This is a genomic window from Bacillus sp. DU-106 (genome assembly GCF_004799705.1).
Lineage (GTDB): Bacteria > Bacillota > Bacilli > Bacillales > Bacillaceae_G > Bacillus_A > Bacillus_A cereus.
Genome location: NZ_CP026607.1, coordinates 4,328,703 through 4,354,753, shown reverse-complemented (window position 1 = coordinate 4,354,753; position 26,051 = coordinate 4,328,703). Strand labels below are relative to the sequence as shown.

The window sequence follows — 26,051 nt, the reverse complement described above, 5'->3', positions numbered from 1 at the left end:
TAAGTCTTTGTAGTATAATGAGACGGATTGTAGAAAAATAAAGTGTCAATTAAAAAAGATAAGTGAATTTGTTGCGTTTTTACATCGTGCTGTATAGAAAGGTGTACATACGGTCTACAATTAAGTAAGGAGGAAATGTTTTGATAGAGAATCAAGTGAAAAAGAAGCGTAGACGCATCTTTTTATTTTCGATTATTGCACTGCTTTTAGTTTGTGGTTCAGTCTATGCGTATATTTCATCCGCATTAGGACCAGTTGATAGCGGGAATAAAAAAGAGATTGAAGTAGAAATTCCGAAAGGATCATCTACAAGTAAAATTGGAGAAATTTTAGAAGAAAAAGGCGCTGTAAAAAACGGTACAGTTTTTAGTTTTTATACAAAGGCTAAATCGAAAAGTTTACAAGCAGGTACATATTTATTAAATCCTTCAATGAATGCTGAAGATGTTATCGAACAAATGTCATCTGGCAACGTGCATCGTCCAGCTCTTTATAAAGTGACGATTAAAGAAGGGGCGCAAGTAACTGAAATTGCAGAAACGATTGCGACAGAACTAAAGTGGAATAAAGATGATGTTACGCGTCAATTAAACGATAAAGCATTTATTCAAAAAATGCAGCAAAAGTATCCGAAGTTATTAACGGATAAAATCTTTGATAGTAATATTAAATACCCATTAGAAGGTTATTTATATCCTGCAACGTATTCGTTTTATAAGAAAGATACAACGTTAGAAGAAATTGTAATTCCAATGCTTGAGAAAACAAATGCAATCATTGTTCAAAATGAGGCGAAAATGAAAGCGAAGAATTGGGATGTTCATCAGCTTTTAACATTATCTTCACTTATTGAAGAAGAGGCAACTGGTTTTACAGATCGTCAAAAGATCTCTAGTGTCTTTTATAATCGTTTAACAAAAGGTATGCCACTTCAAACGGATCCAACGGTATTATATGCACTTGGAAAGCATAAGCAACGTGTATTATACGAAGATTTAAAGGTCAACTCACCGTATAATACGTATGTTGTAAAAGGATTGCCGGTAGGGCCGATCGCAAACTCTGGTAAACATTCAGTGGAAGCTGCGTTAGAACCTGCGCAAACAGATTATTATTATTTCTTAGCTGCACCAAGTGGTGAAGTGTATTATGCGAAAACATTAGAAGAGCATAATGCATTAAAGCAAAAATACATTACAAAAAAACAGTGAAATGGGGAGGGATAGCGAAAAAAGTCGCACATCCCTCTTTTTTGTGGTAAAATATATCGGGTTAAAAACTGGCAGAAGAATCGTTTTTAATATCAAAACGGGACGTACAAGCTAAGGGTAAAGCTGGCTTGTATTTTTATTGCATTCTATGTGTGAAAAGACGTCATAGAGGCACTTCTCCATGTAAATAAGGAGGACCATTTATGGAGGATGCAGTTAACGAGTACCTATTATCATTTATTGATCCGAAAGATAAATTAATTCTTGAAATGGAAGAATATGCAACAGAAAATCATGTGCCGATTATGGATCGACTTGGAATGGAATTTATGCTGCAATTTTTACGTTTAATTGGACCGAAAAGCATTTTAGAACTTGGAACAGCAATCGGTTATTCTAGTATTCGTATGATGCAAGCTATTCCAAATTCACGTATTGTGACAGTTGAGCGCAATCGTGAGCGATATGAAAAAGCACTTGAATATATAGAACGTTCCCCAGTAACAGATCGTATTTCAGTTATTTACGGTGATGCGTTAGAGACAGGTGAACAAGTAAAAGAACACGGGACATTTGACGTTATTTTTATTGATGCAGCAAAAGGACAGTATCGTCGCTTTTTTGACTTATATGAACCGTTATTAAATCCTGGTGGAGTAATTATTTCAGATAATGTTATGTACCACGGTCTTGTAACGACAAAAGAGAAAATTGAAAACAGACGTACACGTGGTTTAATCCGTCGTATTAAGACGTACAATGAGTGGCTTATGAATCATGAAGGATATGATACAACGATTTTCCCAATTGGTGATGGAGTAGCTGTTAGTAAAAAGAGAGGGTGACCAAGGTATGAAGAAACCTGAATTGTTAGTAACGCCAAGAGCGGTGGTGGATATCGAACCTCTTGCGAAAGCAGGAGCAGATGCGGTAATGATCGGTGAGCAAAAGTTTGGTTTACGTTTAGCAGGGGAGTTTTCACGTGAAGATGTAAAACAAACTGTGAAGATTGCACATGAAAATGGTGTGAAAGTATACGTAGCCATGAACGCTATGTTCCACAACGATAAAGTAGAAGAATTAACAGATTACGTTTCATTTTTAAACGAAGTAAATGTAGATGCAATTGTTTTCGGAGATCCAGCGGTATTAATGGCTGTTCGCGAAGTAGCACCAAATATGCAGTTGCACTGGAATACAGAAACGACAGCAACAAACTGGTTCACTTGTAACTACTGGGGACAAAGAGGAGCGAAGCGCGCTGTATTAGCTCGTGAGCTGAGCTTAGATGAAATTGTTGATTTAAAAGAAAATGCTGAAGTGGAACTAGAAGTACAAATTCACGGTATGACTTGTATGTTCCAATCGAAGCGTTCATTAGTAGGAAACTACTTTGAGTATCAAGGACGTAATCTTGACATTGAAAAGAAAAAATATGAAGAGAATATGTTCTTATATGACCCAGAGCGTAACAATAAATATCCAATTTATGAAGATGAAAATGGTACTCACATTATGAGTCCGAATGATATTTGTTTCATCGATGAATTAGAGGAACTAATCGAAGCTGAAGTTGATAGCTTAAAAATCGACGGTGTACTAAAAAGCTCTGAATACATTATTGAAGTAACGAAGAAATATCGTCAAGCGATTGATTTATGCGTAGAAGATCGTGATGCATATTATGACGTGAAAGATGATCTATATAAAGAAATAGAAGAAATGCAACCAGTAAATCGTCCGTTAGATACAGGATTCTTCTTTAAAGAAACGGTTTACTAAACGAGGAGGGTGTAGGAAATGACTGTACAAGAAATTTCACGAGTGATCGATGGCAAACGTGTTATTGTGAAGAAACCTGAACTGTTAATCCCTGCGGGTAACTTAGAAAAATTAAAAGTAGCTATCCATTACGGGGCAGATGCTGTATATTTAGGTGGACAAGAATTTGGTCTTCGTTCGAATGCAGGTAACTTTACGCTAGAAGAAATGGCAGAAGGCGTTGAGTTTGCAAAGAAGTATGGAGCAAAAATATACGTAACAACAAATATCTTTGCACATAATGAAAATATGGACGGGCTAGAGGAATATTTAAAAGGGATTGAAAAAGCTGGCGTAACGGGAATTATCGTTGCTGATCCGCTTATCATTGAGACTTGTAAACGCGTAGCGCCTTCTGTTGAGGTGCATTTAAGCACACAGCAATCACTATCCAACTGGAAAGCAGCACAGTATTGGAAAGAAGAAGGTTTACATCGTCTTGTATTAGCTCGTGAAGCAAGCTATGAAGAAATGAAAGAAATTAAAGAAAAAGTGGATATTGAAATTGAAGCATTCGTACATGGTGCAATGTGTATCGCATATTCAGGAAGATGCACATTAAGTAACCATATGACAGCGCGTGATTCTAATCGTGGTGGTTGTTGCCAATCTTGCCGCTGGGATTATGATTTAGTTCAAACAGTATCACAACATAAAGATGCAAAAGAGCTTCCTCTATTCCAAGAAGGAGATGCTCACTTTGCGATGAGTCCAAAAGATTTAAATTTAATTTTATCAATTCCGAAAATGATTGAAATCGGAATCGATAGCTTAAAGGTAGAAGGACGTATGAAATCAATCCATTACGTAGCGACTGTAGCAACTGTATATCGTAAAGTAATTGATGCTTATTGTGCGGATCCAGATAACTTTGAGTTTAAACAAGAATGGTTAGATGAGCTTGATAAATGTGCAAATCGTGATACAGCTCCTGCATTCTTTGAAGGGGTTCCAGGACATCAAGAGCAAATGTTTGGAAATCATAGTAAGAAAACAACGTATGATTTTGCTGGTTTAGTGTTAGATTATAATGAAGAAACGGGCATCGTAACGATTGAGCAACGTAATCATTTCAAACCAGGACATGAAGTGGAGTTCTTTGGACCAGAAATAGAAAACTTTACGCAAACGGTGGAGAAAATTTGGGATGAGGATGGAAACGAATTAGATGCAGCGAGACATCCGTTGCAAATCGTGAAATTCAAAGTGGATCAACGAGTGTATGTGAATAATATGATGCGCAAAAGCATACTTCAATAAGAAAGAGTGATAGTCGAATGGGGACGAATAAGCCTGTTGTAATTGGAATTGCTGGTGGTTCGGGATCAGGTAAAACGAGTGTAACGAAAGCGATTTTTGACCATTTTAAAGGTCATTCTATTTTAATCTTAGAGCAAGATTATTATTACAAAGATCAAAGCCATTTACCAATGGAAGAGCGTTTAAAAACAAATTATGATCATCCGCTTGCGTTTGATAATGATCTGTTAATTGAACATTTGCAGCAGTTGCTTGCATATGAGCAAATTGATAAGCCTGTATATGACTATACATTGCATACGCGTTCAGAAGAAATTATTCCAGTTGAGCCGAAAGATGTAATTATTTTAGAAGGAATTCTTATTTTAGAAGACCCACGTCTTTGCGAGTTAATGGACATTAAATTATTCGTTGATACGGATGCTGACCTTCGTATTCTGCGTCGCATGCAGCGTGATATTAAAGAGCGCGGTCGTACGATGGATTCAGTTATTGATCAGTACGTAAATGTTGTACGTCCAATGCACAATCAATTTATTGAGCCTTCTAAGAAATTTGCGGATATTATTATCCCTGAAGGTGGACAAAACCACGTTGCAATTGATATTATGGTGACAAAAATTGCAACAATTCTTGAACAAAAAGTAAATTTGTAATAGCATAGTAAAAGATATACGGTAGGAAGGGATTTTTTCCCTTCCTATCGAATACAATGAAACATGCAACCTCATCTATATATAGGTGAGGGCATATTTATATCAACTTTCCATACATATCTTCTTTATATAAAGAAGAATTGGAAATACGGGGTTGTATGTGACAACTCCGCTAGTGCAAGGGTACTAGAAACCTCCGCTAACAATGGAAGCGGAGGAGTTTTCATATGGAACTCCTCTTTTTTTCGGGGGATTGGTATATAAAAGGAGTGGAAAATATGTCAACAGAAAAAACATACCCTATGACGCAAGAGGGTAAGCAAAAACTAGAGAACGAACTTGAGCAATTAAAAACAGTAAGACGTAAAGAAGTAGTAGAACGTATTAAAATCGCACGTAGCTTCGGGGACCTTTCTGAGAACTCTGAGTACGATGCAGCGAAAGATGAGCAAGCGTTCGTAGAAGGACGTATTACACAATTAGAAAATATGATTCGTAACGCAGTTATCATTAAAGATACTGGCGAAGTATCTACTGTTGTTACATTAGGTAAAACAGTAACATTTAAAGAATTACCAAATGGAGATGAAGAAGCGTACACAATCGTAGGTAGCGCGGAAGCTGACCCATTTGAAGGAAGAATTTCTAACGATTCTCCAATCGCAAAAAGCTTATTAGGTAAGCAAATTGGTGAGAAAGTAACAATCCAAACACCAGGCGGAGAAATGCAAGTAGAGATTGTCTCTGTAAAATAAAAAAAAAGATTCTCCTATCGGGAGAATCTTTTTTTTATCCCGCTATTTGCCAGGCAGTAAGACCACTATCTCAAACTTCAGCGGAAGTAAAGAAGTTAGGTGGGCGTCGGACTGCTCGTAAACGCCCGCTTGGTGAGGGCTAATTAAAGTTTCACTTTATCTGTAGAATAGAAAAAATTGTGTAAACCTTAGAGTGATTCGACAAAAAATGTCAAAAAAACATTTTAAACTTTGATATCATAATTGGAGAATATAGGTTTTAAAAGGGAAAAGGGGCTAATTATGAAACATAAAATCTTTACAGGATTGGTTTGTAGTATCTCTATATTAGGACTTGCTGCCTGCGGAACGAAAGAGGAAACTACATCATCAAAGGGAGAAAAAGTGAAGCAAGAAGAAAAACAGGATATTAAAGCAACTGAGAGTTCAAAAGCCTTAGCAAATCCACAAGATAAAAAGGAATTCAATGATTTTGATGTAGCGTATCAATTAGCTATTGTGATGAAAATATTTCAAGATGTAACGATTAAGTACGATTATGCGATTGGGAATCCAGATTATTTATTGCGAGATTCGATGGATCAAAAAACAATAGATGATATGAAGAATATGTTACAAGAACAGGCGAAAAATAATGATAAAATTTTAAAAGATGAAGTGAATCAAGCATATACATATTTAAAACAATCGAAAGTAAGTAATAAAGATGACGTTCAAAAAATAATAGATGCACAAAATAATTATTTACATATTGTAGATAAGATGATTACTTGTATTGATTCTGTAACAGTTGAGAATGCAAAAGAAAAAAGAAATGAAATGGATAATTTCAGTAAGGACTATTTAAAAGTAGCGGCTAATGTAACAACTACTGTAATTGAAGTTGCTAAAAACACTGGAGTGAATGAAACTGAATTTAAATCGCTTCTTACGAAATTTTTAGAGAAGCCAAAAAAACAATAATAGCTTTATATAATATCTATTTTTGTTTTGGAGCTTGTATAAATAAAATAGTACCTCGTCTAAACTACAATAGACGAGGTGTTTTTTATGAAAATAAAACGGAGAATTACAATTGTTTTAATTTGTTTTATGAGCGTTATGTTTTTATTGCTTTGTCGTTTAATCCAAATTCAAATTATAGATACAGAATCATTTACTGATCGCAAAATAAATTTAATTGAAAAAAGTGTTACGCAACGCACACAATCCATTACAGTAGACGATGGACGTGGGCAGTTTATAGATCGTAATGGTAAAGAAATAGGTGAGGAAAAATATCCTGTTTTAATTATTTTTCCATTTTTACAAATAAAAAATGACATGTTAGAGAAAATCGCGCATATCATTGGTGTGTCGAGACAAGAGATTAGAAGACAAATGAAAAATAACAAAAATGCATTTACCCTACAAGGAGAAACTGCTCCATTTCGAGTGACACGAGAACAGATGGAGAAGGTAAATGAATTACATGTATTAGGTATTGTAGCAGCTGAAGTGCGATTAAAACAAACTGGAGAGATAAGTCATTTAATTGGTGATGTAGGGGAGAACGAAAGAGAATTTCAAAAGCGATATGGAGAATTGAAAAAAATTTCAAAACAAACGCCGATAGGTATTTCAGGATTACAGCAATCATTTGATGAATTTCTATTGACTGATGGAGAGGCAAAAGTATTATATCAAGTAGATCGGCAAGGAGAACCAATTTTCGGAAAGCAAGCGAAATACACTTCACCAGGAAATCCATTTTATCCAGTTAGGATTCAAACTACTTTACATAAAGAGTTGCAGCAAAAAGCAGAAGAAGTGATTGAAGCAAACGAAATAAAGAAGGGGGGATTAGTATTACTTGATGTAAAGACAAATGAAATATTAGCGATGGTTAGTAAGCCGTCTTTACAAGTAAGGGATGAGAATTTATATAAAACTACACTTGAAAATCAAATGTTAACGCCACATTTTCCAGGCTCTGTTTTTAAAACAGTAGTTGCAGCTGCAGTCATTGATCAAAAAGTAAATTTGTTTAATCGGACATTTAACTGTAATAAAGATTTATATGGTGAAAACGACCCGCAAGTTAGGATGGGTACGCTTAACTTTAAAGAGAGCTTTGCTAGGAGCTGTAACAGGACATTTTCCGAGTTAGGTAACGAGCTATTACAAAAGGATAGGACGGTGTTAGAAACATACGTAGCAGCTCTAGGAGCAAATGAAAAGGTTGGATGGAAAGGTTCTGTATTTCATACACCTCATTTTGAGCAAATGCCAGAAGAGAAAGGCACTACTATTTGGGGGGATGAAGAAAATAAAAGTAATAAAAAAGCGGTAGAACAAACAGCGATTGGACAGAAAGATGTACGTATATCACCTCTAGCAATTGCAAATATGATGGCGACGATTGCGAGGAATGGAGAAAAGATGGAAGTGAAAGCTGTTGAAAAAATAGTATATAAAAATGGAGCGGATTTTTTTACATTTGAGAGCCATACGTTAAATGGAAAACAGCTTTCGTATGAAACAGTGAAAACATTACAAGAGTTATTAAGAGGCGTTGTAACAAGGGAGAAAGGAACAGGAACGGCATTCCGTTCGTTGCCACTAAGTGTCGCTGGAAAATCCGGGACAGCGCAAACGGGGAAAGGGACGAGGGTGAATCGCTGGTTTGCAGGTTATTTTCCGTATGAGAATCCAAGATATGCTTTAGTTGTTGTTGATCTAGAGACTGATAGCAAAGTGAATAAAGTTACACCTACTTTTAAAGATATGGTGGGAGCAATCTATCAATTAGAGAATGAAAAGTAATCTTGCAATTTATAGTGAAATGTCTTCATTTCATGAAAATATCATTGTAAATGTTCAACCTTTCTAGATTTAATGTTACAATAGCAATTAGGAAAAACTGCATGGAGGTTTGGAGAATGGCAGGAGGATCAAGATTCCAACAGAAACAACAAAAACGTCGTCAAAACGGTGTTTTAAATATTGCAATCGCTATTGTATTACTATTAGTAGCTATTGTAGCATATCAATTGTTCGTTCCTAGTACGAAAGAGCAAGCATCTTCTACTGATAAGAAAGTCTCTCAACAAACAACAAAGAATGAGAAAGCTGGAAAATCAGAAGATAAAGAATCTGCTAAGAAAAAAGAAAAAGAACAAGAGCAAGCAGAAGCTAAGAAAAAAGCTGAAGAAGAGAAGCTAAAGGCTGAAGAAGAACAGAAAAAAGCTGAAGAAGAAGCGAAAGCTAACGAGAAAGTATCAGCTGAAAAAACTGTATCTAAGGCAAAAGAGGCTTACACAAAACCTTCTTGGAAAGCTGTAGGAACAGAACAAGGTTCATCACCGGCGATGACGTTTAAACAAGGGTCATCAGATTGGAATGAGATGCAAAGTGCAATTGCTGCAGGTGTTGAGATACCGAAAGAGCAATTAGTATTCCATTTTGTTGGAAGAGACAAAACTGGAAAGAGCAAAGCTTATGGTGATGTTCAAGATAAGCAAAGTGGGAAAAGATATTACGTAAATATTGATTGGGTAGACAATGAGGGCTGGAAACCAGTACTTGTTCAAACTCTAAACTAAAAAAGAGAAGCTCCTTAGGAGCTTCTCTTTTTTGTTAACGCAATTTCTTTAATTTAAAATGAACAACCGCGCTATAATACGGTCTTTTGCTTTCAGGATCCATAACCATTTGATGAGAGATGTGATGAACTTCAAGCATAAGTGCTTTATTATTATCGATTTGTTCACTAATTTTTCGTTCTAAAGAAGCTAAGTCTCCCGCTTCAAAAAATTCTACTTTATCTTCTAACATTTCAAAGGTAAATGACATGAAGACGGCCCCTCTCCTATGTAATCAACTATAGTGTAACAAAGAAAAGAAGGAAATACCATGTACATTTCAATTGACATTTTTAGAAAGAGGGAATATCATACTGATAAAACCGATAAGAAAAAGGGGAATTTTTATGGGCACAGAATTTAATGGTTTATTTGATGAGTGGGCTCATACGTACGACTCATTCGTACAAGGCGAGGATATACAATATAAAGAAGTTTTCGCCCATTATGAGGATATTCTAGAGGATGTAGTTAACAAGTCATTTGGTAATGTATTAGAATTTGGTGTCGGTACAGGTAATTTAACAAATAAATTATTACTTGCTGGCCGCACAGTTTACGGTATAGAACCGTCGCGTGAAATGCGTATGATTGCAAAAGAGAAATTGCCAAAAGAATTTTCGATTACAGAAGGTGATTTTCTTTCGTTTGAAGTCCCAAATTCAATTGATACCATTGTAAGCACCTATGCATTTCATCATTTAACAGATGATGAAAAAAATGTAGCGGTTGCGAAGTATAGTCAATTGCTAAACAAAGGTGGTAAAATAGTGTTTGCTGATACGATATTTGCAGATCAAGATGCATATGATAAGACTGTTGAAACAGCAAAACAAAGAGGTTTTCACCAGTTAGCAAACGATTTGCAAACGGAATACTATACACGTATTCCAGTTATGCAGACTATTTTTGAAAACAATGGCTTCCATGTAACGTTTACGAGATTAAATCATTTCGTTTGGGTAATGGAGGCAACTAAGCAATAGAAAGAGGGATTAGATTGAGAATTGCTGTAATTGGAGCAATGGAAGAAGAAGTACGTATTTTACGTGACAAATTAGAACAAGCAGAAACAGAAACGGTTGCTGGTTGTGAATTTACGAAAGGACTATTAGCAGGACATGAAGTAATCTTGTTAAAGTCTGGTATTGGTAAAGTAAATGCAGCGATGTCAACGACAATTTTATTAGAAAAATATAAGCCTGAAAAAGTAATTAATACTGGTTCAGCTGGTGGATTCCATCATTCTCTAAACGTTGGTGATGTAGTTATTTCCACTGAAGTTCGTCACCATGACGTAGATGTAACAGCATTTAACTATGAATATGGTCAAGTACCAGGAATGCCGCCTGGATTTAAAGCTGATGAGGCGTTAGTTGCATTAGCTGAGAAATGTATGCAAACTGAAGAAAATATTCAAGTTGTAAAAGGCATGATTGCAACAGGCGATTCATTTATGAGTGATCCGAATCGCGTTGCAGCCATCCGTGATAAATTTGAAAATCTTTATGCGGTAGAAATGGAAGCAGCAGCTGTCGCACAAGTATGCCACCAATATGAAGTTCCGTTTGTTATCATTCGCGCACTTTCTGATATTGCTGGTAAAGAATCAAATGTTTCATTTGATCAGTTTTTAGATCAAGCAGCTCTTCATTCTACAAACTTTATCGTAAAAGTGTTAGAAGAGTTAAAGTAATGTAACAAAAAGGCAACTGTCTCATATAAAGAAAATACATACAGTTGCCTTTTCTTTATTGGCAAACAAGGGGGAGAACACGATGAATGTATATCGTGGAGTTCATGAGTTAATTGGTCATACACCAATTGTAGAAATTACTCGTTTTTCACTTCCGAAAGGGGTCCGCTTATTTGCAAAGCTTGAATTTTATAACCCAGGCGGAAGCGTTAAGGATCGTTTAGGAAGAGAATTAATCGAAGATGCGCTAGAAAAAGGGCTTGTTACCCAAGGTGGAACAATTATTGAACCGACTGCTGGGAATACTGGTATTGGACTGGCACTTGCAGCATTAGAACATGATTTACGTGTTATCGTTTGTGTACCAGAGAAATTTAGTATTGAAAAACAAGAATTAATGAAAGCACTAGGTGCAACGGTCGTGCATACACCGACTGAGCAAGGAATGACCGGTGCAATTGCAAAAGTAAAAGAATTAGTAAATGAAATACCGAATTCATACTCTCCAAGTCAGTTCGCAAATGAGGCAAATCCTCGTGCATATTTTAAAACATTAGGACCTGAACTGTGGGACGCATTGAATGGAGAGATTAACATATTTGTTGCTGGAGCAGGAACTGGCGGTACGTTTATGGGGACTGCATCTTACTTGAAAGAAAAAAATATAGATATTAAAACAGTTATCGTAGAGCCAGAAGGATCTATTTTAAATGGTGGTAAGGCTGGTTCACATGAGACCGAAGGAATTGGACTGGAATTTATCCCCCCATTTTTGAAGACATCTTATTTTGATGAAATTCATACGATTTCTGATCGAAATGCATTTTTACGAGTGAAAGAATTAGCGCAAAAAGAAGGACTTCTCGTTGGAAGCTCTTCAGGAGCAGCATTTCATGCGAGCTTACTTGAGGCAGAGAAGGCAGCACCAGGTACAAATATTGTAACCATTTTTCCAGATAGCAGTGAGCGCTATTTAAGTAAAGACATATACAAAGGATGGGAATAAAAAATGAGAGCAAAGACAAAGTTAATTCATGGTATTCGCATAGGAGAACCTTCAACTGGATCTGTAAACGTACCGATTTATCAAACAAGTACGTACAAACAAGAAGCAGTTGGTAAGCATCAAGGATATGAATATTCACGTACAGGTAACCCAACACGTGCAGCTTTAGAAGAAATGATTGCTGTATTAGAAAATGGGCATGCTGGATTTGCATTTGGTTCAGGAATGGCTGCTATTACAGCGACAATTATGTTGTTCTCAAAAGGTGACCACGTTATTTTAACAGATGATGTGTATGGCGGAACATACCGCGTTATTACGAAAGTATTAAACCGTTTCGGTATTGAGCATACATTTGTAGATACAACAAACTTAGAGGAAGTTGAAGAAGCGATTCGTCCAAATACGAAAGCAATTTATGTAGAAACACCAACGAACCCACTACTAAAAATTACTGATATTAAGAAAATATCTACTCTTGCTAAAGAGAAAGACTTATTAACAATTATTGATAACACATTCATGACGCCATATTGGCAGTCGCCGATTTCTTTAGGAGCAGATATTGTGCTTCATAGTGCAACGAAATATTTAGGAGGTCATAGTGACGTAGTTGCAGGTCTAGTAGTTGTAAATAGCCCACAACTAGCAGAAGATCTTCACTTTGTACAAAACTCAACAGGAGGTATTCTTGGGCCACAAGACAGCTTCTTACTACTTCGTGGTTTAAAAACGTTAGGAATTCGTATGGAAGAACATGAAACGAATTCACGCGCTATTGCTGAGTTCTTAAATAATCATCCAAAAGTAAATAAAGTATATTACCCAGGTCTTGAATCACATCAAAACCACGAATTAGCAACAGAACAAGCAAATGGATTTGGTGCTATTATCTCATTTGATGTAGATAGTGAAGAGACATTAAATAAAGTACTTGAGAAATTGCAGTACTTTACACTTGCTGAAAGTTTAGGAGCAGTAGAAAGTTTAATTTCTATTCCATCTCAAATGACACATGCATCAATCCCAGCTGATCGCCGCAAAGAATTAGGAATTACAGATACATTAATTCGTATTTCTGTCGGTATTGAAGATGGTGAAGATTTAATTGAAGATTTAGCACAAGCGCTAGCATAATAAAAAAACGCACTGCTCTATATTAGCAGTGCGTTTTTTTATTACATTATTTTGTGAAATATTTCACAAAATAGACATACACAAACGAAATGATTTCATGTATATTGAATTCAGGAAATGTTACTCACGAACAAATTTGTGAAATATTTCACAAACAATGAAATTCATGTAGGAAAGCATCTCTATTTTTTTATGTTAATTGGGACTTATTTTGACCTATAGGGACATATAAGGACCGTGATAGTAGAATAGGAGGAAATTTACATGGTAGTCAAAGAGAAAGTTGTAAATGAAATGCAGGAAGTAAAAAAGATGATTGATACGCTAGTAAATAATGGTCAACAAGCTTTACAAGCATTAGAAAGTTTTACACAAGAGGAAATTGACAACATTGTTCATGAAATGGCATTAGCAGGTGTTGATCAACATATGCCGCTAGCAAAATTAGCAGTTGAAGAAACTGGCCGTGGTGTATATGAAGACAAATGCATTAAAAATATTTTTGCCACTGAATATATTTGGCATAGTATAAAGCAAGATAAAACGGTAGGAATTATTCACGAAGATTCTCATGAAGAAATAATAGAAATCGCGGAACCTGTCGGTGTAGTAGCTGGGGTAACGCCAGTAACGAATCCAACGTCGACAACAATGTTTAAAGCGTTAATTGCGATAAAAACAAGAAATCCAATTATTTTCGCGTTTCATCCTTCCGCACAAAAATGTTCTGTGGCAGCGGCGAAAACAGTATATGATGCAGCGATGAAAGCTGGTGCACCAAAACACTGTATTCAATGGATTGAAAGACCGTCTGTTGAAGCGACGAAACAATTAATGAACCATGATGGTGTAGCACTCGTTCTAGCAACTGGAGGCGCTGGTATGGTGAAATCAGCTTACTCTACTGGAAAACCAGCGTTAGGCGTTGGGCCTGGTAATGTACCGTGTTATATAGAAAAATCAGCACATGTAAAACGAGCTGTTAATGATTTAATTTTATCGAAAACATTTGATAACGGTATGATTTGTGCATCGGAACAAGCAATCATTGTCGATAAAGAAATCTATGATGATGTTAAAACAGAAATGATTGAAAACAATTGTTACTTTGTAACAGAAGAAGAAAGAAAAAAATTAGAAAAGCTTGTTATAAATGAAAATACATGTGCAGTAAATAGTGATATTGTAGGGAAATCAGCACAGTATATTGCCGATTTAGTTGGGATTACTGTTCCTGAACATACAAAAATGCTTGTAGCTGAAATTCAAGGTATCGGAGCAGCATATCCGTTATCTCGTGAGAAACTGAGTCCAGTATTAGCTTGTGTGAAGGCGAATTCATTAGAAGAAGGATTTACATATTGCGAAGAAATGTTGAACCTCGGTGGTTTAGGACATTCAGCAGTTATCCATTCTACAAATAAAGATGTGCAAAAGCAATTTGGGTTACGTATGAAAGCTTGCCGTCTCATTGTAAATGCACCTTCATCACAAGGTGGAATAGGGGATATATATAATGGATTTATTCCATCACTTACACTTGGTTGTGGTTCATACGGAAAGAATTCAGTTTCCCAAAATGTAACAGCCACTCATTTATTAAATATAAAAAGGCTGGCAAATAGAAAAAAGAATATGCAGTGGTTCAAATTGCCACCAAAAATTTATTTTGAAAAACATGCTACAGCTTATTTAGCAAATATGCCTAACATTTCACGTGCATTTATTGTAACGGACCCTGGAATGGTTGAACATGGCTATGTCGATACAGTCGCGCACTATTTAAACAAGCATGCAAATGATGTGAAAGTTGAAGTTTTCTTTGAGGTCGAACCAGATCCATCAGATGAAACTGTTTTTAAAGGTGCGGAAATGATGAGAAGCTTTAAGCCAGATGTAATTATCGCACTTGGTGGTGGTTCAGCTATGGATGCAGCAAAAGGAATGTGGTTATTCTATGAGCATCCAGAAACGACATTCTATGGCATTAAACAGAAGTTTTTAGATATAAGAAAACGTACATGTAAATATCCGGAATTAGGAAATAAGGCGCAGTTTGTTGCGATTCCAACGACATCAGGAACGGGATCAGAAGTGACACCATTTGCGGTTATTACAGATAAGAAAAATAATATAAAGTATCCGCTTGCAGATTATGAATTAACACCAGATGTAGCAATTGTTGATCCGCAATTTGTAATGACAGTACCACCACATGTAACAGCAGATACTGGTATGGATGTTTTAACACATGCAATTGAGGCGTATGTGTCTGTTATGGCAAATGACTATACAGATGGATTAGCATTAAAAGCTATTGATCTCGTATTCAAATATTTACTGAGAGCATATAAAGATGGAAATGATGAAGAAGCAAGAGAAAAAATGCATAACGCTTCTGCAATTGCAGGTATGGCATTTGCAAATGCTTTCCTCGGTATTAATCACAGCTTAGCACATAAAATTGGACCAGAATTCCATATTCCGCACGGACGCGCAAATGCCATTCTAATGCCGCATGTAGTCCGCTATAATGCTATTAAGCCAAGAAAACACGCATTGTTCCCAAAATATGAGCACTTTGTGGCAGATGAAAGATATGCACATATAGCGAGAATGCTCGGGCTTCCAGCAAGCTCGGCAGCAGAAGGGGTGGAATCACTCGTCAAAGCAATTATTGAGCTTGGAAAAAGCTTAAATATTAATATGAGTATTGCAGGACAAGGAGTAGATAAAGAGCAATTTGAAGAGGTTGTTGGAGTATTAGCAGAAAGAGCTTTTGAAGATCAATGTACAACTGCTAATCCAAAGTTGCCGCTTATTTCAGAACTGAAAGAAATTTATATGGAAGCATATAAAGGTGAATAATGATTAAAAAAGAGCCGCAGTAAAGCGGCTCTTTTTTTATTGGAAAACATCTCCCAGAATGCCTGTATTTACTGGTCTTTCAGTTTCATAGAATATGATACAGTGAAATGGAGGAGTGAGAATATAATGAAAGAATTAAAAGGAAAAATAGAAGACTATACTCGGTTCGGACAAATTCTTCTCGCTGTAAGTACATTGTTAATGGTTGGCTTGTTGATTCCGAATGGAGAAAAAGAGACAATCCAATTTTTTGTTATGATGGGGAGCATCGTTATATTTTTAAGTTTATCGTTCTTTTTCTTTCAGCGTGTGAAAGTGATGCGTGACCAGCTAGAGGAAAATGAATGTGAATAATATTGTTAACTAGAGCGCGGCGAAAAGAAAAAATCTTTTTGTCACGCTTTTTGTTTTTTGTAGAAAAATGTATGCGTTTCGTGTTGACAATGATAATCCTTATCAATTAAAGTAGAATAGTAGTTAATGATTATCATTATCAATTAGAGGTGAAGGAATGAAAAAATCTATTACGCTATTTACAGCGATTTTATCTATTTTTTTCTTGTTAATAGGTTGCAGTGCCAAAGGGGACGAAAAAGCGTCTGCAACCAAAACAGAAAAAGGAAAAGAGAAAATCGAAATTACCGACCTATCAGGAAGAAAGGTAACATTCGATAAAGTGCCAGAAAGTTTTGCAACATTAAGTATGGGGGACATGGATATTATTCATGCTTTAGGTGGAAAAATAGTAGGTCGCCCGGATACGAAATTAACTCTTCCAGAGGAGTTAAAGAAAGCACAAGTAATTGGGAATGCACATCAACCGAATTTTGAGCAAATTGCTAGTTTAAAGCCCGATGTACTTGTTGCTAACAATGGATTCCAAAAGAATGTGCCAACGGTTGAAGGACAAGGAACGCAAGTTATCATTTCTTCTGCGAATTCTGTACAAGATATTCAAAAGAATATTGAATTATATGGAACGGTAATGAAGAAAGAAGATAAAGCAAAAGAAATTAATCAAAAAATGAATGATCAAATGAAGAAATATGAGAAAAAGAGCGATGTGAAAGCATTGCTAGTGTATGGCGCACCAGGTACTTATTTAGCGGCATTACCAACATCTTTATCAGGTGATATTTTAGAAAAAACAGGCGGAAAAAATATTGCTTCTGATTTTCCAGAAACGAAAGAATATCCGCAATATGCACAGCTAAGTGTAGAACGTATTATTGAGGCGAATCCAGATGTGATTTATTTAATTACACACGGAGATCCAAAAAGTGTGAAAAAAGCATTCGAAGGCGAAATGATGAAAAATGAAGCGTGGAAAAATTTAGAGGCAGTAAAACAAAACCGCGTAGTTATTTTGCCACCTGATTTATTTGGATCTAATCCTGGTACAAAAGTTACAGAAGCAATGGACTTTATGTATAAAAGTATACAAGATGTAAGGAAATGATACGTATGGAAAGTAGTGAAGTAGTAAGAGAAAAGGAACATCCTTTTGCGAAAAAAAGATGGATAATAGCAGTTACTTTAGTTATATTAACAATCCTAGGTCTCTTGTACGGTCTTTTCGCAGGAAGTTTATCCTTTTCTATACGAGATATTTTAACAGGTATACAAGAGGAAGGTTCGACAGTTCATCGAATTGTATGGGATCTTCGCATACCGAGAGTGCTTATTGGGTTTATAGTAGGAACATGTTTAGCTGCATCTGGTACACTGCTACAAGGGGTTATGAGAAACCCTCTTGCAGATCCTGGTATTATCGGAGTTTCATCTGGAGCAGGCTTTGTAGCAATTGTCATCATGATTTTATTCCCACAGCATATAGCTTTTTTACCACTAGGGGCGTTTTTAGGAGCTTTCATAACAGCGATGGTTATTTATGCTTTATCATGGCAAAAAGGGGCACCACCTTCAAGGATCGTCTTAGTAGGGGTGTCGATCAATGCATTAATTGGTGCAGCAACGTCAGCATTAATGTTATTACATAGTGACAAAGTACAATCGGTGTTACCGTGGTTAGCGGGCGGTATTGGTGGTGTAAGTTGGGCACATTTAAACATGATTATTTATTATGCAATAGTCGCCATTATACTAGCTTTCTTTGGTATTAAGCATATTCGAGTGTTAATGCTTGGAGATGAAATGGCAAAGTTATTAGGACATAATGTGGAAAAAAGTCGGTTTTATTTAATCGTAGTAAGTACATTATTAGCTGGAATTGCAGTAAGTGTGTCTGGTCTTATTGGATTTGTCGGTCTTGTCGTACCACATATGCTACGTTTATTAGTTGGAAATGATTATAGATATTTGCTACCTTTATCATGCCTTGGCGGCGGGGTATTACTTGTTTTTGCGGATGCAATAGCTCGAAGTTGGTTTGACCCAATCGAATTGCCTGTTGGTATTTTACTGTCCTTCTTAGGTGGTCCGTTCTTCTTATATTTAATTCATAGAGGAGGAAAACAAAGTGATTTCCGTTAACAAAGTGTTTTACGCACACTCTGAAAGATTTCAAATGCAAAATATGAATGTACATATTAAGGTTGGAGAAATCGTTAGTTTAATTGGTCCGAATGGATCGGGAAAATCTACTTTGCTTCGTTTAATAGCAAGGCTACTGAAACAAAGCGAAGGGGACATCATTTTAGATGGGAAAAATATTCATATGATGAAGAGTGCTGATGTAGCGAAGCAATTAGCAATGTTACCACAAATGCATGATCATCAATTAGACTTAACAGTGAAAGAACTAATTGAGTTCGGAAGAGGTCCACATAAATCATGGAGTAGCCGCTTAAATAAAGAAGATGAAGAAATTGTTGATTGGGCATTGTCTGTTACAAATCTTGAAGGGTATGAATATCGTCTTTTACATTCTTTATCAGGAGGGGAACGGCAACGTGCTTGGATTGCGATGACGCTAGCGCAACGTACAAATGTCTTATTATTGGATGAACCAACAACCTTTTTAGATATCGTTCACCAGTTGGAAGTAATGGAACTTGTGAAACGATTAAATGAGGAGTTTGGAATGACAATTATAATGGTTTTACATGACATTAACCAAGCTGCTCAATATAGTGATCGTTTACTTGTATTAAAGCGAGGAAAGATTCAGTATGATGGTATACCAGAAGAAGTACTATGCCATGAAATGTTTCAACATGTATTTGGCATAGATGTAGATATTTTTCAGGGAAGTGACAAGCATTTTTTTACACCGAAACGAATTTCTAAAAGGGGAGAAGAGCGATGCAAACAGAAGAGCGTATTACCACTGAATTAGTAAGAGAATTTGTTATGGCAGCTCACGGGGATTTAGAGAAAGTACAAGAGCTATTGGTTGAATCACCAAGCTTACTTCACGCTTCTTATAATTGGGGTGGATCAGATTGGGAAAGTGCGTTAGGCGCATCGGCACATGTAGGTCGTAAAGATATTGCTCTTTATTTACTAGAAAAGGGTGCTCGGATGGATATTTTTGCAGCAGCTATGCTTGGTGAATTAGAAGTTGTACAAGCTATTTTAGTAGCTCAACCAGAAGCATTGCGTGCATCTGGCCCTCATGGTATTTCTCTTCTTCAACATGCACGAATGGGTGGAGAGAAATCTAAGCGTGTATATGATTATCTAGCAATACTATCTTAATGAACGAAGGAAGTTCTTATGAGCGGTAAACTTTTCACTTGAAACAATTGGAAAGTTTACCGCCCGTTAGAACGGGATAAGTATCTAGTATATTTGAAAATCCTACACCCCCCTCAATTGTAGTTTTCTTTATGCTAGTTATGATATGGATGCAGTGGACAATATTTGTCTACTGCTTTTTTTAGTTATTTGGAATGAATATTGTGTATTTTATCGTTGGTTCATTTATCCCGCTATTTTCCAGGCAGTAAGACTCTTGCCTAAAAATTCAGTTAAAGCAAAGAAGTTAGACGGGAGATCCACTGCCCGTAAACGTCCGATTGGTAAAGGCTAATAATCAGTGGGGTGAACAAAATTCCCCACTGATTAAAGTTTCACTTTATAATAAATAGTAACATACCGTATACATACAAAACATGATCGTGAAATGAAGAATAAATTAGTGGAAAGGAGTGCCAGCATGTTTCATACAGAACGTTTACAAATTCGCAAATATACAATGGATGATTTACAGTTCTACGCTTCACTATGGGGGAACGAGAAGGTAATGCGTTATATTGGAAATGGGACATTAAAAACATATATGCAGTGTAAAAAAAGTCTGGAGGAATGGGTGATTCCTAGCTATAAAAACGGTCTCGGTTTATTTGTATTGATTGAAAAGGAAACGGGAACAAGAATTGGTCATGCAGGGCTGGTAAAGCAGAAAATAGATGGAAAAGAGGAAATTGAAATTGGTTATTGGTTACTTCCTCAGTATTGGGGAAAAGGGTATGCAAAAGAAGCGGCGGCAGCATTTCGTGACTATGGTTTCCAAGCATTACGAATGAATAAATTAATTTCTCTTATTAATCCGAATCATCCTGCCTCAATATTTGTTGCTAGAAAAACTGGGCTCAGCTACGAGAAAACAACGTCATTTCATGGAATCGATGCTCTAGTTTATTCTATTAAGCGTGTTGGATGAAAAAATTACTTTTTTAAAGGTAAATTGCATTTTTTGAAGAATGGTATATGAAAATAAAGGGAGGGGTTACATGTACATTTATCATAATGGACTTATTATTCGTGAGGGAACGAGTAGTGTACCAGCATATGCAATTAAAGCTTTATTTGAAGATGCCGGTTGGAGTAATGATAATATCCCTTCTTGGCAATTTGAAAAATTTACGATAGCATTCGAAAATTCAACATGGGCTTTCACAATTTGGGATGAGGAAGAGATGATTGCGATGGTTAGAGTCATTTCTGATGGAATTATGATTGCGAACATAGTAAATTTAGTTGTGAAGTGTGAATATAGAGGGAAGGGATTAGGTAAGAAGCTTGTAGCTCTTTGCCTGCAAAAACTTCCCCACGGTGATTGGTTTGCGCATACATCAGCGAACAATTTTGATTTTTATAGAAGTTGTGGATTTGAAGTTAGAGAGCTATCGAGAAATGGAACATGTGCGTATTATGGATACCAAGTCGCGAAAAGAGATGGTCACCGATAAATGAATGGAAAGTAAAAAAGTATAGCGAGGTAATTTTGAGACTTTTGATAATAGAGAATGGATTGAGGCTCGTTTTATGATAAAATAAAAGAAAATTCTGTTTATTATTAGGGGGATAAAAATGAGTGTAAAAGCTGGGGATGTATTTAAATATGAAAGAAGATTTACTGAGGAAGAAGTTTTTGATTTTGCAAATATTACCGGTGATAAAGGTAGACACCATGTGGAATACGATGAAAATGGAAGATTAATGGTTCATGGTTTATTGACTGCTAGCATTGGAACGAAAGTGGGAGAAGAGTTACATTACATAGCAAGAGAATTAGTAAGTGAGTTTATTAGACCAGTTTTCACAGGAGATACGATCACTTGTGAACTAACTTTAACAAATGTTGAGCAAATGGAAGGCTATAAAAAAGTTTCAATCGAGTCAGTTTATCGCAATCAGCATGAAAAGACTGTACTAGTTGGGACAAGTTATGGAATTATAAGGGGATAAAAAAGAAGCCTGTTTAACAGGCTTCTTTTTTTTTATTATTTAATAAACACGTTTTCGATTTTCCGCATAACTAGAGATGAGTAATAATGCAGTTTCTTCTCCTATATTACGAACAATATGAGGAACGCATGCATTCCATGAGAAAGAATCACCTTCTTCTACAATTGCAATATCTTCACCGTGCTGAACTTCTAATTTTCCGCGTAATACAAGGTGACATTCTTCCCCTTCATGGGCATTTGGTGAATTTTCTTTCGGGAATCCAGTAGGGATTTCTACTAAAGATAGGCGAAGGCCCCCTTGCTCCGCAACATGTTCAATTCTTTGCTCATCTTTGCCGTATACACTGTATTTCCGTTCTTCTTTTTTGACAATTTTTAATCGATCTTTTTGCTCTAACAATAAATAGGGAAGGGGAACGTTTAAAAAATTGGAGATCGTTTCTAAAGTTGAGATAGATGGTGATGTTTTATTATTTTCAACCTGACTCATAAATCCTTTAGAAAGACCTGTTCCCTCACAAATTTGTGCGATTGTTATGCCCCTACGTTGACGAATTTCACGTATTGCAGAACCAATATTCATAAAATCAAGCTCCTTTTTGTAAACAACTATTTGTATCATAGCAAAAAAAATATATTTTTTCCCAGTGAAAATGAATTGACGAATAAAAAAAATTAGTGTATGTTTTGTAATGTGAATAAAAGTTTTGTATAAGAAAACTATAAAGGAGAGAAAGAAATGAATCAACATATTGGTAACTTAATTATTCGTATCGTGTTAGGGGTAACATTCTTCATGCACGGTTTAACAAAATTCCAATCAGGAATTGACAATATTGCAGGGTGGTTTACAAGCATTGGTTTACCAGGAGGACTTGCATACGGTGTAGCAACATTTGAATTAGTTGGAGGCCTATTATTAATTCTAGGTTTAGGTGTAAGATATATTGGATTATTATTTGCACTTGTTATGGTTGGAGCAATCGTAAAAGTGAAATGGTCAGCTGGTTTATTGGGAGATGGAAAAAATCCTGGTTTCGAATTAGAACTTGCATTATTAGCAATGGGTGCATATTTATTTGTTGCAAAAGCTGATGGTTTTGTAGATAATTTCTTAAAAGAAAAAATGTCAAAGAAGAACTAATTTAAATGGGGGGGCTAACAAGATGAGTTTTCAACTTCATCCCGATACAACACTTGATGTTGTTCATTTATACGTATCTAATGTAAAGAAATCACTAGAGTTTTATACGGAAGTACTAAGTATGAAGGTGCTAAAAGAAGAAGAAGCAGTCGTTACATTTGGGAATGAAAATGATGAACCACTTCTTATCATTGAAGAAAAGAAAGAAGCTTTTCCGAAACAAAGAGGAAGAACAGGATTATATCATTACGCAATTTTATTACCAAGTAGGCAGGATTTAGCGAATGTTCTTCGTCATCTTGTAGAGATGGTATATCCACTACATGGCGGAGCCGATCATTACTTTAGTGAAGCTCTTTATTTAGCTGATCCAGATGGAAACGGGATTGAAATTTATCATGATCGACAAAAAGAAGTTTGGCGTGATGAGAATGGAGAACTCCCATTTGTTAGTAACCCGTTAGCTGGTGAAGAATTATTACAGCAAGGAAGTACATGGAATGGCTTTCCAGCTGGTACTGTGATGGGGCATATTCATTTCCATGTAGCTGATTTAGAGGAAGCGAAACGTTTCTATGTTGATGGTCTTGGTTTTGAAGTAACGATCCCAGCTCGTAATGGAGCGTTGTTCGTATCAGCAGGTGGTTATCATCACCATATCGGTTTAAATACGTGGCAAGGTGAAGGGGTACCACCGCAAATGCCAGGTTCTGTTGGTTTAAAATATTTCACAATTGTACTAGCGGATGAAAAACAAAAAGAGCAAGTATGTGAAAGCTTAAAAAATATTGGCAAGATTGCTACGTACAAAGATGGAATATTACAAGTCGAGGATCCATTTGGACATTGTATCCATTTCAAAATAAAAGGAGAAGCCTAAAAAGGCTTCTCTTTTTTATTTTCTTATAATTGCGTTTTCGTTTTGTAAAAATAGTTCATCAAATTGTTTTGCAAGCTCAAAATCTAGTTTCGTTAAACCTTTTGCATTCCAAGATGACAAAGTAATAATAACTGCTTTATACTGGATAAGGATAAATGGATGGTGATTATGTTCTTCTGATAGTTTGGCGGCTTCAGAGACAAATTCGACTCCTTTTAAGTAGTCGGAAAACATATATTTTCGTTCAATCCATTTCTCATCTTTTACCATCCATTTATCTACCTTCAATAATTCCTCGTGAACTTCTTCTTCAGTTAATCTTAGCATCATTTTTCACATCCTTTACTGGAAGTAACGCAAGACCATTGTTAATAAGGCGTGTTACAGCTTCGTCAGTTGTGAAAGTAGAAAGTTGATGTAGTAATGCTGCAGATGTTTCATGCCCTTTGTTATGCTCTAAAAGTAACTCTAATACTTCAAGGCGCAGCAACCATTCTTTCGCATAAAATTTATTTAATACTTCTTGAATTGCTACTAATTGATCGATATGCGCTTCGTGTAAAATCCCCTCACTTCGAATATCTCGAACTGTTTGATACATACGTTCAAGTTCATTCAGTACAAGTGGAGCAGGAATTTCTTGAACTTCTTCATCCATTGGGAAAAATGCTGCTGCATCTGCGGCACCTGGGAATACTGAAGTGATTTGTGAGCCAACAGCCATATCAAATGCGCCCCATGAAGCATCAAATAAAACGCGGGCGTTATAAGTAACTGTGCAATCGATAAAGGAAATAAGAGCAATTTTCTTATCGTTTTTTACAATATCTGTTACTGTTCCTTTTACATGAATACCACTTGCAAAAGTAAACTCAGCGATAGTTCCAATTGTAATTCCTAATGATTGTAGTTGTTCGTCTGTACAATTTTCTAATGCAATATTTTCAGTGAGTAATCCAATTGGTGTTCCAAATCCGTCACTGTGTACAGAAGTAGAATGATTCGCTAACTGTTTATTATGAAGTGCTAATGCCGTTGGCGAATTTGTTCGCATGTAAATTAATTCACCTGCATCGTTTTCAATTGTCTCGCTAAATGTACCTGTAATTTGTAATCCGCTATTTAGCTCAGCTGTTGCATAGTTCTCAGAGCGAATTGCTTTTTCTAAACCTTCTTTTCCACCTGTTTTAAAGGCCATTGTTTTAGAAAATGTTTCAAGCGCATCTGTTAATTCTTCAAAGGACTTGCAAACGAATAGTTGTGGTTGCATTTTTGTTACGTCATAAGTTGTCCCTGTACATGCTTCGATAGAAAATGGAACTTTTTCTACAGCGTCTGTTAAGCAATGTTTGCTTTCGCCAACAGAAGAAAGGAGACCAGCACCATATATTTTTGGATCATCTATATTTCCAATCAATCCATATTCTACTGTCCACCAGAAAAGACGTGAAATTTGTTCAGCTTCTGATAAACCAGAAACTAAGTTTTGTTTTTCAATTACAGCATTTTCAGCAGCCTTAACTTCATCAGGAGTAGAAGTAGGGCTTTCTTTTACTATCGTTAATGTACGAACAGCTTCAAATGCATCATGTTCTTCTTTTGTAGAGAAAGCTTTTGCACCAATTTGCCCAAAACGTTTCACATATTTTGCATATGTAGGATCAAGTAAAATCGGTGCGTGTCCTGCGGCTTCGTGTACGATATCTGGCGCTGGTGTGTACTCGATATTTTCTACTTTCCGAATATCTGTTGCGATTGGTAGTAATCCGTGTCCTTGGAAATCGAAGAATGCTACGCCGGGAATAAGTCCGTCAATCGTTACAGCACCCCAGCCACTTGGTGCCAAACACTCATTCATTTCTTCTACTTTTGGAATTGAATCTATATTAATACCAGATGATTGTAGTCCGTTCACATAGGCTGGATGAGCAACGTCTTTTAAGAAGCTATGATTTTGTCTCATAATATAACGCCACACAGCGTGATTCACCGGTGTGTATTGATCATAATGTTGTGTGGATACGAATGGTTTTAAATGTGATGGAATTTCTGTTTTCTTTGTCATTTAGACATCCTCCTTTTTTTCAATAAAATTGAATATCGATTTCGTATAGCTTGTATCACCTCCTTTCATTTTTGTAAGCGCTTATAAAATTTTATCATAAGATTCGGAATTATTTAACATCTGTTTCTGTGAGAAATAGAAAAAGCCCCTATCGGAAAGTCCGATAGGGGCGAAAGAATCGCGGTACCACCCTATTTGTAAGTGAAAATATACTTACATCTCAATTAATGATAACGGAAAAATTCCGTCTTTTCCTTCATGCATAAAAGCAC

Annotated in this window: 28 protein-coding genes and 1 other annotated feature (1 of these 29 only partly in view); of the genes, 24 read left to right on the top strand and 4 right to left on the bottom strand. The window is 36.1% G+C overall.

Annotation, left to right across the window (positions count from 1 at the left end; genetic code table 11):
- The first annotated feature begins 140 nt into the window (after positions 1 to 140).
- The 9 genes from mltG (at position 141) to C3Y97_RS22130 (ending at position 9,287) form a co-directional block, all read left to right on the top strand.
- Positions 141 to 1,211 (top strand): endolytic transglycosylase MltG, encoded by a 1,071-nt coding sequence (gene mltG, locus C3Y97_RS22170; protein ID WP_000572139.1) that lies wholly within the window; start codon positions 141 to 143, stop codon positions 1,209 to 1,211.
- A gap of 203 nt (positions 1,212 to 1,414) precedes the next feature.
- On the top strand, positions 1,415 to 2,056 hold the full coding sequence (locus tag C3Y97_RS22165) for an O-methyltransferase (protein ID WP_000389102.1): 642 nt from the start codon (positions 1,415 to 1,417) through the stop codon (positions 2,054 to 2,056).
- Between the two features lie 7 nt (positions 2,057 to 2,063).
- The gene (locus tag C3Y97_RS22160) at positions 2,064 to 2,993 is read left to right on the top strand and encodes a peptidase U32 family protein (RefSeq protein ID WP_136363647.1); all 930 of its coding nucleotides are present in this window, start codon (positions 2,064 to 2,066) and stop codon (positions 2,991 to 2,993) included.
- An 18-nt stretch (positions 2,994 to 3,011) separates the two neighbouring features.
- Entirely contained in the window at positions 3,012 to 4,292 is a 1,281-nt protein-coding gene (locus C3Y97_RS22155) for a peptidase U32 family protein (RefSeq protein WP_000217974.1), read from the top strand.
- A 17-nt stretch (positions 4,293 to 4,309) separates the two neighbouring features.
- On the top strand, positions 4,310 to 4,948 hold the full coding sequence (udk, locus tag C3Y97_RS22150; RefSeq protein ID WP_000537078.1) for a uridine kinase: 639 nt from the start codon (positions 4,310 to 4,312) through the stop codon (positions 4,946 to 4,948).
- Positions 4,949 to 5,226: 278 nt separating this feature from the next.
- Positions 5,227 to 5,703 carry a transcription elongation factor GreA gene (gene greA, locus C3Y97_RS22145; protein WP_000102591.1) on the top strand — a complete coding sequence of 159 codons (477 nt, stop codon included), beginning with the start codon at positions 5,227 to 5,229 and terminating at the stop codon, positions 5,701 to 5,703.
- Between the two features lie 282 nt (positions 5,704 to 5,985).
- Positions 5,986 to 6,666: a hypothetical protein gene (locus tag C3Y97_RS22140; protein ID WP_000680871.1), complete on the top strand. Its 681-nt coding sequence runs from the start codon at positions 5,986 to 5,988 to the stop codon at positions 6,664 to 6,666.
- Positions 6,667 to 6,753: 87 nt separating this feature from the next.
- Positions 6,754 to 8,508 (top strand): peptidoglycan D,D-transpeptidase FtsI family protein, encoded by a 1,755-nt coding sequence (locus C3Y97_RS22135; RefSeq protein WP_136363646.1) that lies wholly within the window; start codon positions 6,754 to 6,756, stop codon positions 8,506 to 8,508.
- A gap of 116 nt (positions 8,509 to 8,624) precedes the next feature.
- A complete protein-coding gene (locus C3Y97_RS22130; RefSeq protein WP_000897098.1) occupies positions 8,625 to 9,287 on the top strand; it encodes a YrrS family protein in 663 nt (220 codons plus the stop codon).
- Between the two features lie 34 nt (positions 9,288 to 9,321).
- Here the strand turns inward: C3Y97_RS22130 and C3Y97_RS22125 are convergent, their stop codons facing one another.
- A complete protein-coding gene (locus tag C3Y97_RS22125; RefSeq protein ID WP_000010984.1) occupies positions 9,322 to 9,537 on the bottom strand; it encodes a YrzA family protein in 216 nt (71 codons plus the stop codon).
- Positions 9,538 to 9,673: 136 nt separating this feature from the next.
- Between C3Y97_RS22125 and C3Y97_RS22120 the strand changes: the two genes are divergently transcribed.
- The 13 genes from C3Y97_RS22120 (at position 9,674) to C3Y97_RS22050 (ending at position 21,688) form a co-directional block, all read left to right on the top strand.
- The gene (locus C3Y97_RS22120) at positions 9,674 to 10,312 is read left to right on the top strand and encodes a class I SAM-dependent DNA methyltransferase (RefSeq protein WP_000536323.1); all 639 of its coding nucleotides are present in this window, start codon (positions 9,674 to 9,676) and stop codon (positions 10,310 to 10,312) included.
- 14 nt (positions 10,313 to 10,326) lie between these two features.
- The gene (gene mtnN, locus C3Y97_RS22115) at positions 10,327 to 11,022 is read left to right on the top strand and encodes a 5'-methylthioadenosine/S-adenosylhomocysteine nucleosidase (protein WP_001217027.1); all 696 of its coding nucleotides are present in this window, start codon (positions 10,327 to 10,329) and stop codon (positions 11,020 to 11,022) included.
- Between the two features lie 82 nt (positions 11,023 to 11,104).
- On the top strand, positions 11,105 to 12,028 hold the full coding sequence (locus tag C3Y97_RS22110) for an O-acetylserine dependent cystathionine beta-synthase (RefSeq protein WP_136363645.1): 924 nt from the start codon (positions 11,105 to 11,107) through the stop codon (positions 12,026 to 12,028).
- Positions 12,029 to 12,031: 3 nt separating this feature from the next.
- The gene (locus tag C3Y97_RS22105; RefSeq protein ID WP_001201908.1) at positions 12,032 to 13,165 is read left to right on the top strand and encodes a bifunctional cystathionine gamma-lyase/homocysteine desulfhydrase; all 1,134 of its coding nucleotides are present in this window, start codon (positions 12,032 to 12,034) and stop codon (positions 13,163 to 13,165) included.
- 264 nt (positions 13,166 to 13,429) lie between these two features.
- On the top strand, positions 13,430 to 16,033 hold the full coding sequence (gene adhE, locus C3Y97_RS22100) for a bifunctional acetaldehyde-CoA/alcohol dehydrogenase (RefSeq protein ID WP_136363644.1): 2,604 nt from the start codon (positions 13,430 to 13,432) through the stop codon (positions 16,031 to 16,033).
- Positions 16,034 to 16,159: 126 nt separating this feature from the next.
- A complete protein-coding gene (locus C3Y97_RS22095) occupies positions 16,160 to 16,387 on the top strand; it encodes a YrhC family protein (protein ID WP_136363643.1) in 228 nt (75 codons plus the stop codon).
- A gap of 157 nt (positions 16,388 to 16,544) precedes the next feature.
- Positions 16,545 to 17,492 (top strand): ABC transporter substrate-binding protein, encoded by a 948-nt coding sequence (locus C3Y97_RS22085; protein WP_000748457.1) that lies wholly within the window; start codon positions 16,545 to 16,547, stop codon positions 17,490 to 17,492.
- Between the two features lie 5 nt (positions 17,493 to 17,497).
- Complete coding sequence (locus tag C3Y97_RS22080) at positions 17,498 to 18,526, top strand: FecCD family ABC transporter permease (protein ID WP_136363642.1); 1,029 nt, start codon at positions 17,498 to 17,500, stop codon at positions 18,524 to 18,526.
- Entirely contained in the window at positions 18,513 to 19,331 is an 819-nt protein-coding gene (locus C3Y97_RS22075; protein WP_136363641.1) for an ABC transporter ATP-binding protein, read from the top strand. Before C3Y97_RS22080 ends, C3Y97_RS22075 begins: the two co-directional genes overlap by 14 nt.
- Entirely contained in the window at positions 19,298 to 19,693 is a 396-nt protein-coding gene (locus tag C3Y97_RS22070; RefSeq protein WP_001192766.1) for an ankyrin repeat domain-containing protein, read from the top strand. The genes C3Y97_RS22075 and C3Y97_RS22070 overlap by 34 nt, the downstream gene beginning before the upstream one ends.
- A gap of 427 nt (positions 19,694 to 20,120) precedes the next feature.
- Positions 20,121 to 20,660 (top strand): GNAT family N-acetyltransferase, encoded by a 540-nt coding sequence (locus tag C3Y97_RS22060; protein WP_004408018.1) that lies wholly within the window; start codon positions 20,121 to 20,123, stop codon positions 20,658 to 20,660.
- A 70-nt stretch (positions 20,661 to 20,730) separates the two neighbouring features.
- Positions 20,731 to 21,189 (top strand): GNAT family N-acetyltransferase, encoded by a 459-nt coding sequence (locus C3Y97_RS22055; protein WP_086407787.1) that lies wholly within the window; start codon positions 20,731 to 20,733, stop codon positions 21,187 to 21,189.
- A 121-nt stretch (positions 21,190 to 21,310) separates the two neighbouring features.
- Positions 21,311 to 21,688 carry a hotdog family protein gene (locus C3Y97_RS22050; RefSeq protein ID WP_086407786.1) on the top strand — a complete coding sequence of 126 codons (378 nt, stop codon included), beginning with the start codon at positions 21,311 to 21,313 and terminating at the stop codon, positions 21,686 to 21,688.
- A gap of 39 nt (positions 21,689 to 21,727) precedes the next feature.
- Here the strand turns inward: C3Y97_RS22050 and C3Y97_RS22045 are convergent, their stop codons facing one another.
- On the bottom strand, positions 21,728 to 22,273 hold the full coding sequence (locus C3Y97_RS22045) for a helix-turn-helix domain-containing protein (RefSeq protein ID WP_001020693.1): 546 nt from the start codon (positions 22,271 to 22,273) through the stop codon (positions 21,728 to 21,730).
- A gap of 156 nt (positions 22,274 to 22,429) precedes the next feature.
- On the opposite strand from C3Y97_RS22045, the gene C3Y97_RS22040 reads away from it, so the two are divergent.
- Positions 22,430 to 22,834 carry a DoxX family protein gene (locus C3Y97_RS22040; RefSeq protein ID WP_001071553.1) on the top strand — a complete coding sequence of 135 codons (405 nt, stop codon included), beginning with the start codon at positions 22,430 to 22,432 and terminating at the stop codon, positions 22,832 to 22,834.
- Positions 22,835 to 22,856: 22 nt separating this feature from the next.
- The gene (locus tag C3Y97_RS22035; protein WP_000009840.1) at positions 22,857 to 23,714 is read left to right on the top strand and encodes a VOC family protein; all 858 of its coding nucleotides are present in this window, start codon (positions 22,857 to 22,859) and stop codon (positions 23,712 to 23,714) included.
- Between the two features lie 15 nt (positions 23,715 to 23,729).
- Here the strand turns inward: C3Y97_RS22035 and C3Y97_RS22030 are convergent, their stop codons facing one another.
- Both C3Y97_RS22030 and C3Y97_RS22025 read right to left on the bottom strand, forming a co-directional pair.
- Positions 23,730 to 24,044, bottom strand: a complete 315-nt coding sequence (locus C3Y97_RS22030; protein ID WP_000979538.1) for a 4a-hydroxytetrahydrobiopterin dehydratase — start codon at positions 24,042 to 24,044, stop codon at positions 23,730 to 23,732.
- The gene (locus tag C3Y97_RS22025; RefSeq protein WP_000163213.1) at positions 24,025 to 25,779 is read right to left on the bottom strand and encodes an aromatic amino acid hydroxylase; all 1,755 of its coding nucleotides are present in this window, start codon (positions 25,777 to 25,779) and stop codon (positions 24,025 to 24,027) included. The genes C3Y97_RS22030 and C3Y97_RS22025 overlap by 20 nt, the downstream gene beginning before the upstream one ends.
- Before the next feature lie 162 nt (positions 25,780 to 25,941).
- Positions 25,942 to 26,051 (bottom strand) — a binding site (T-box leader); it runs 118 nt beyond the window's last position.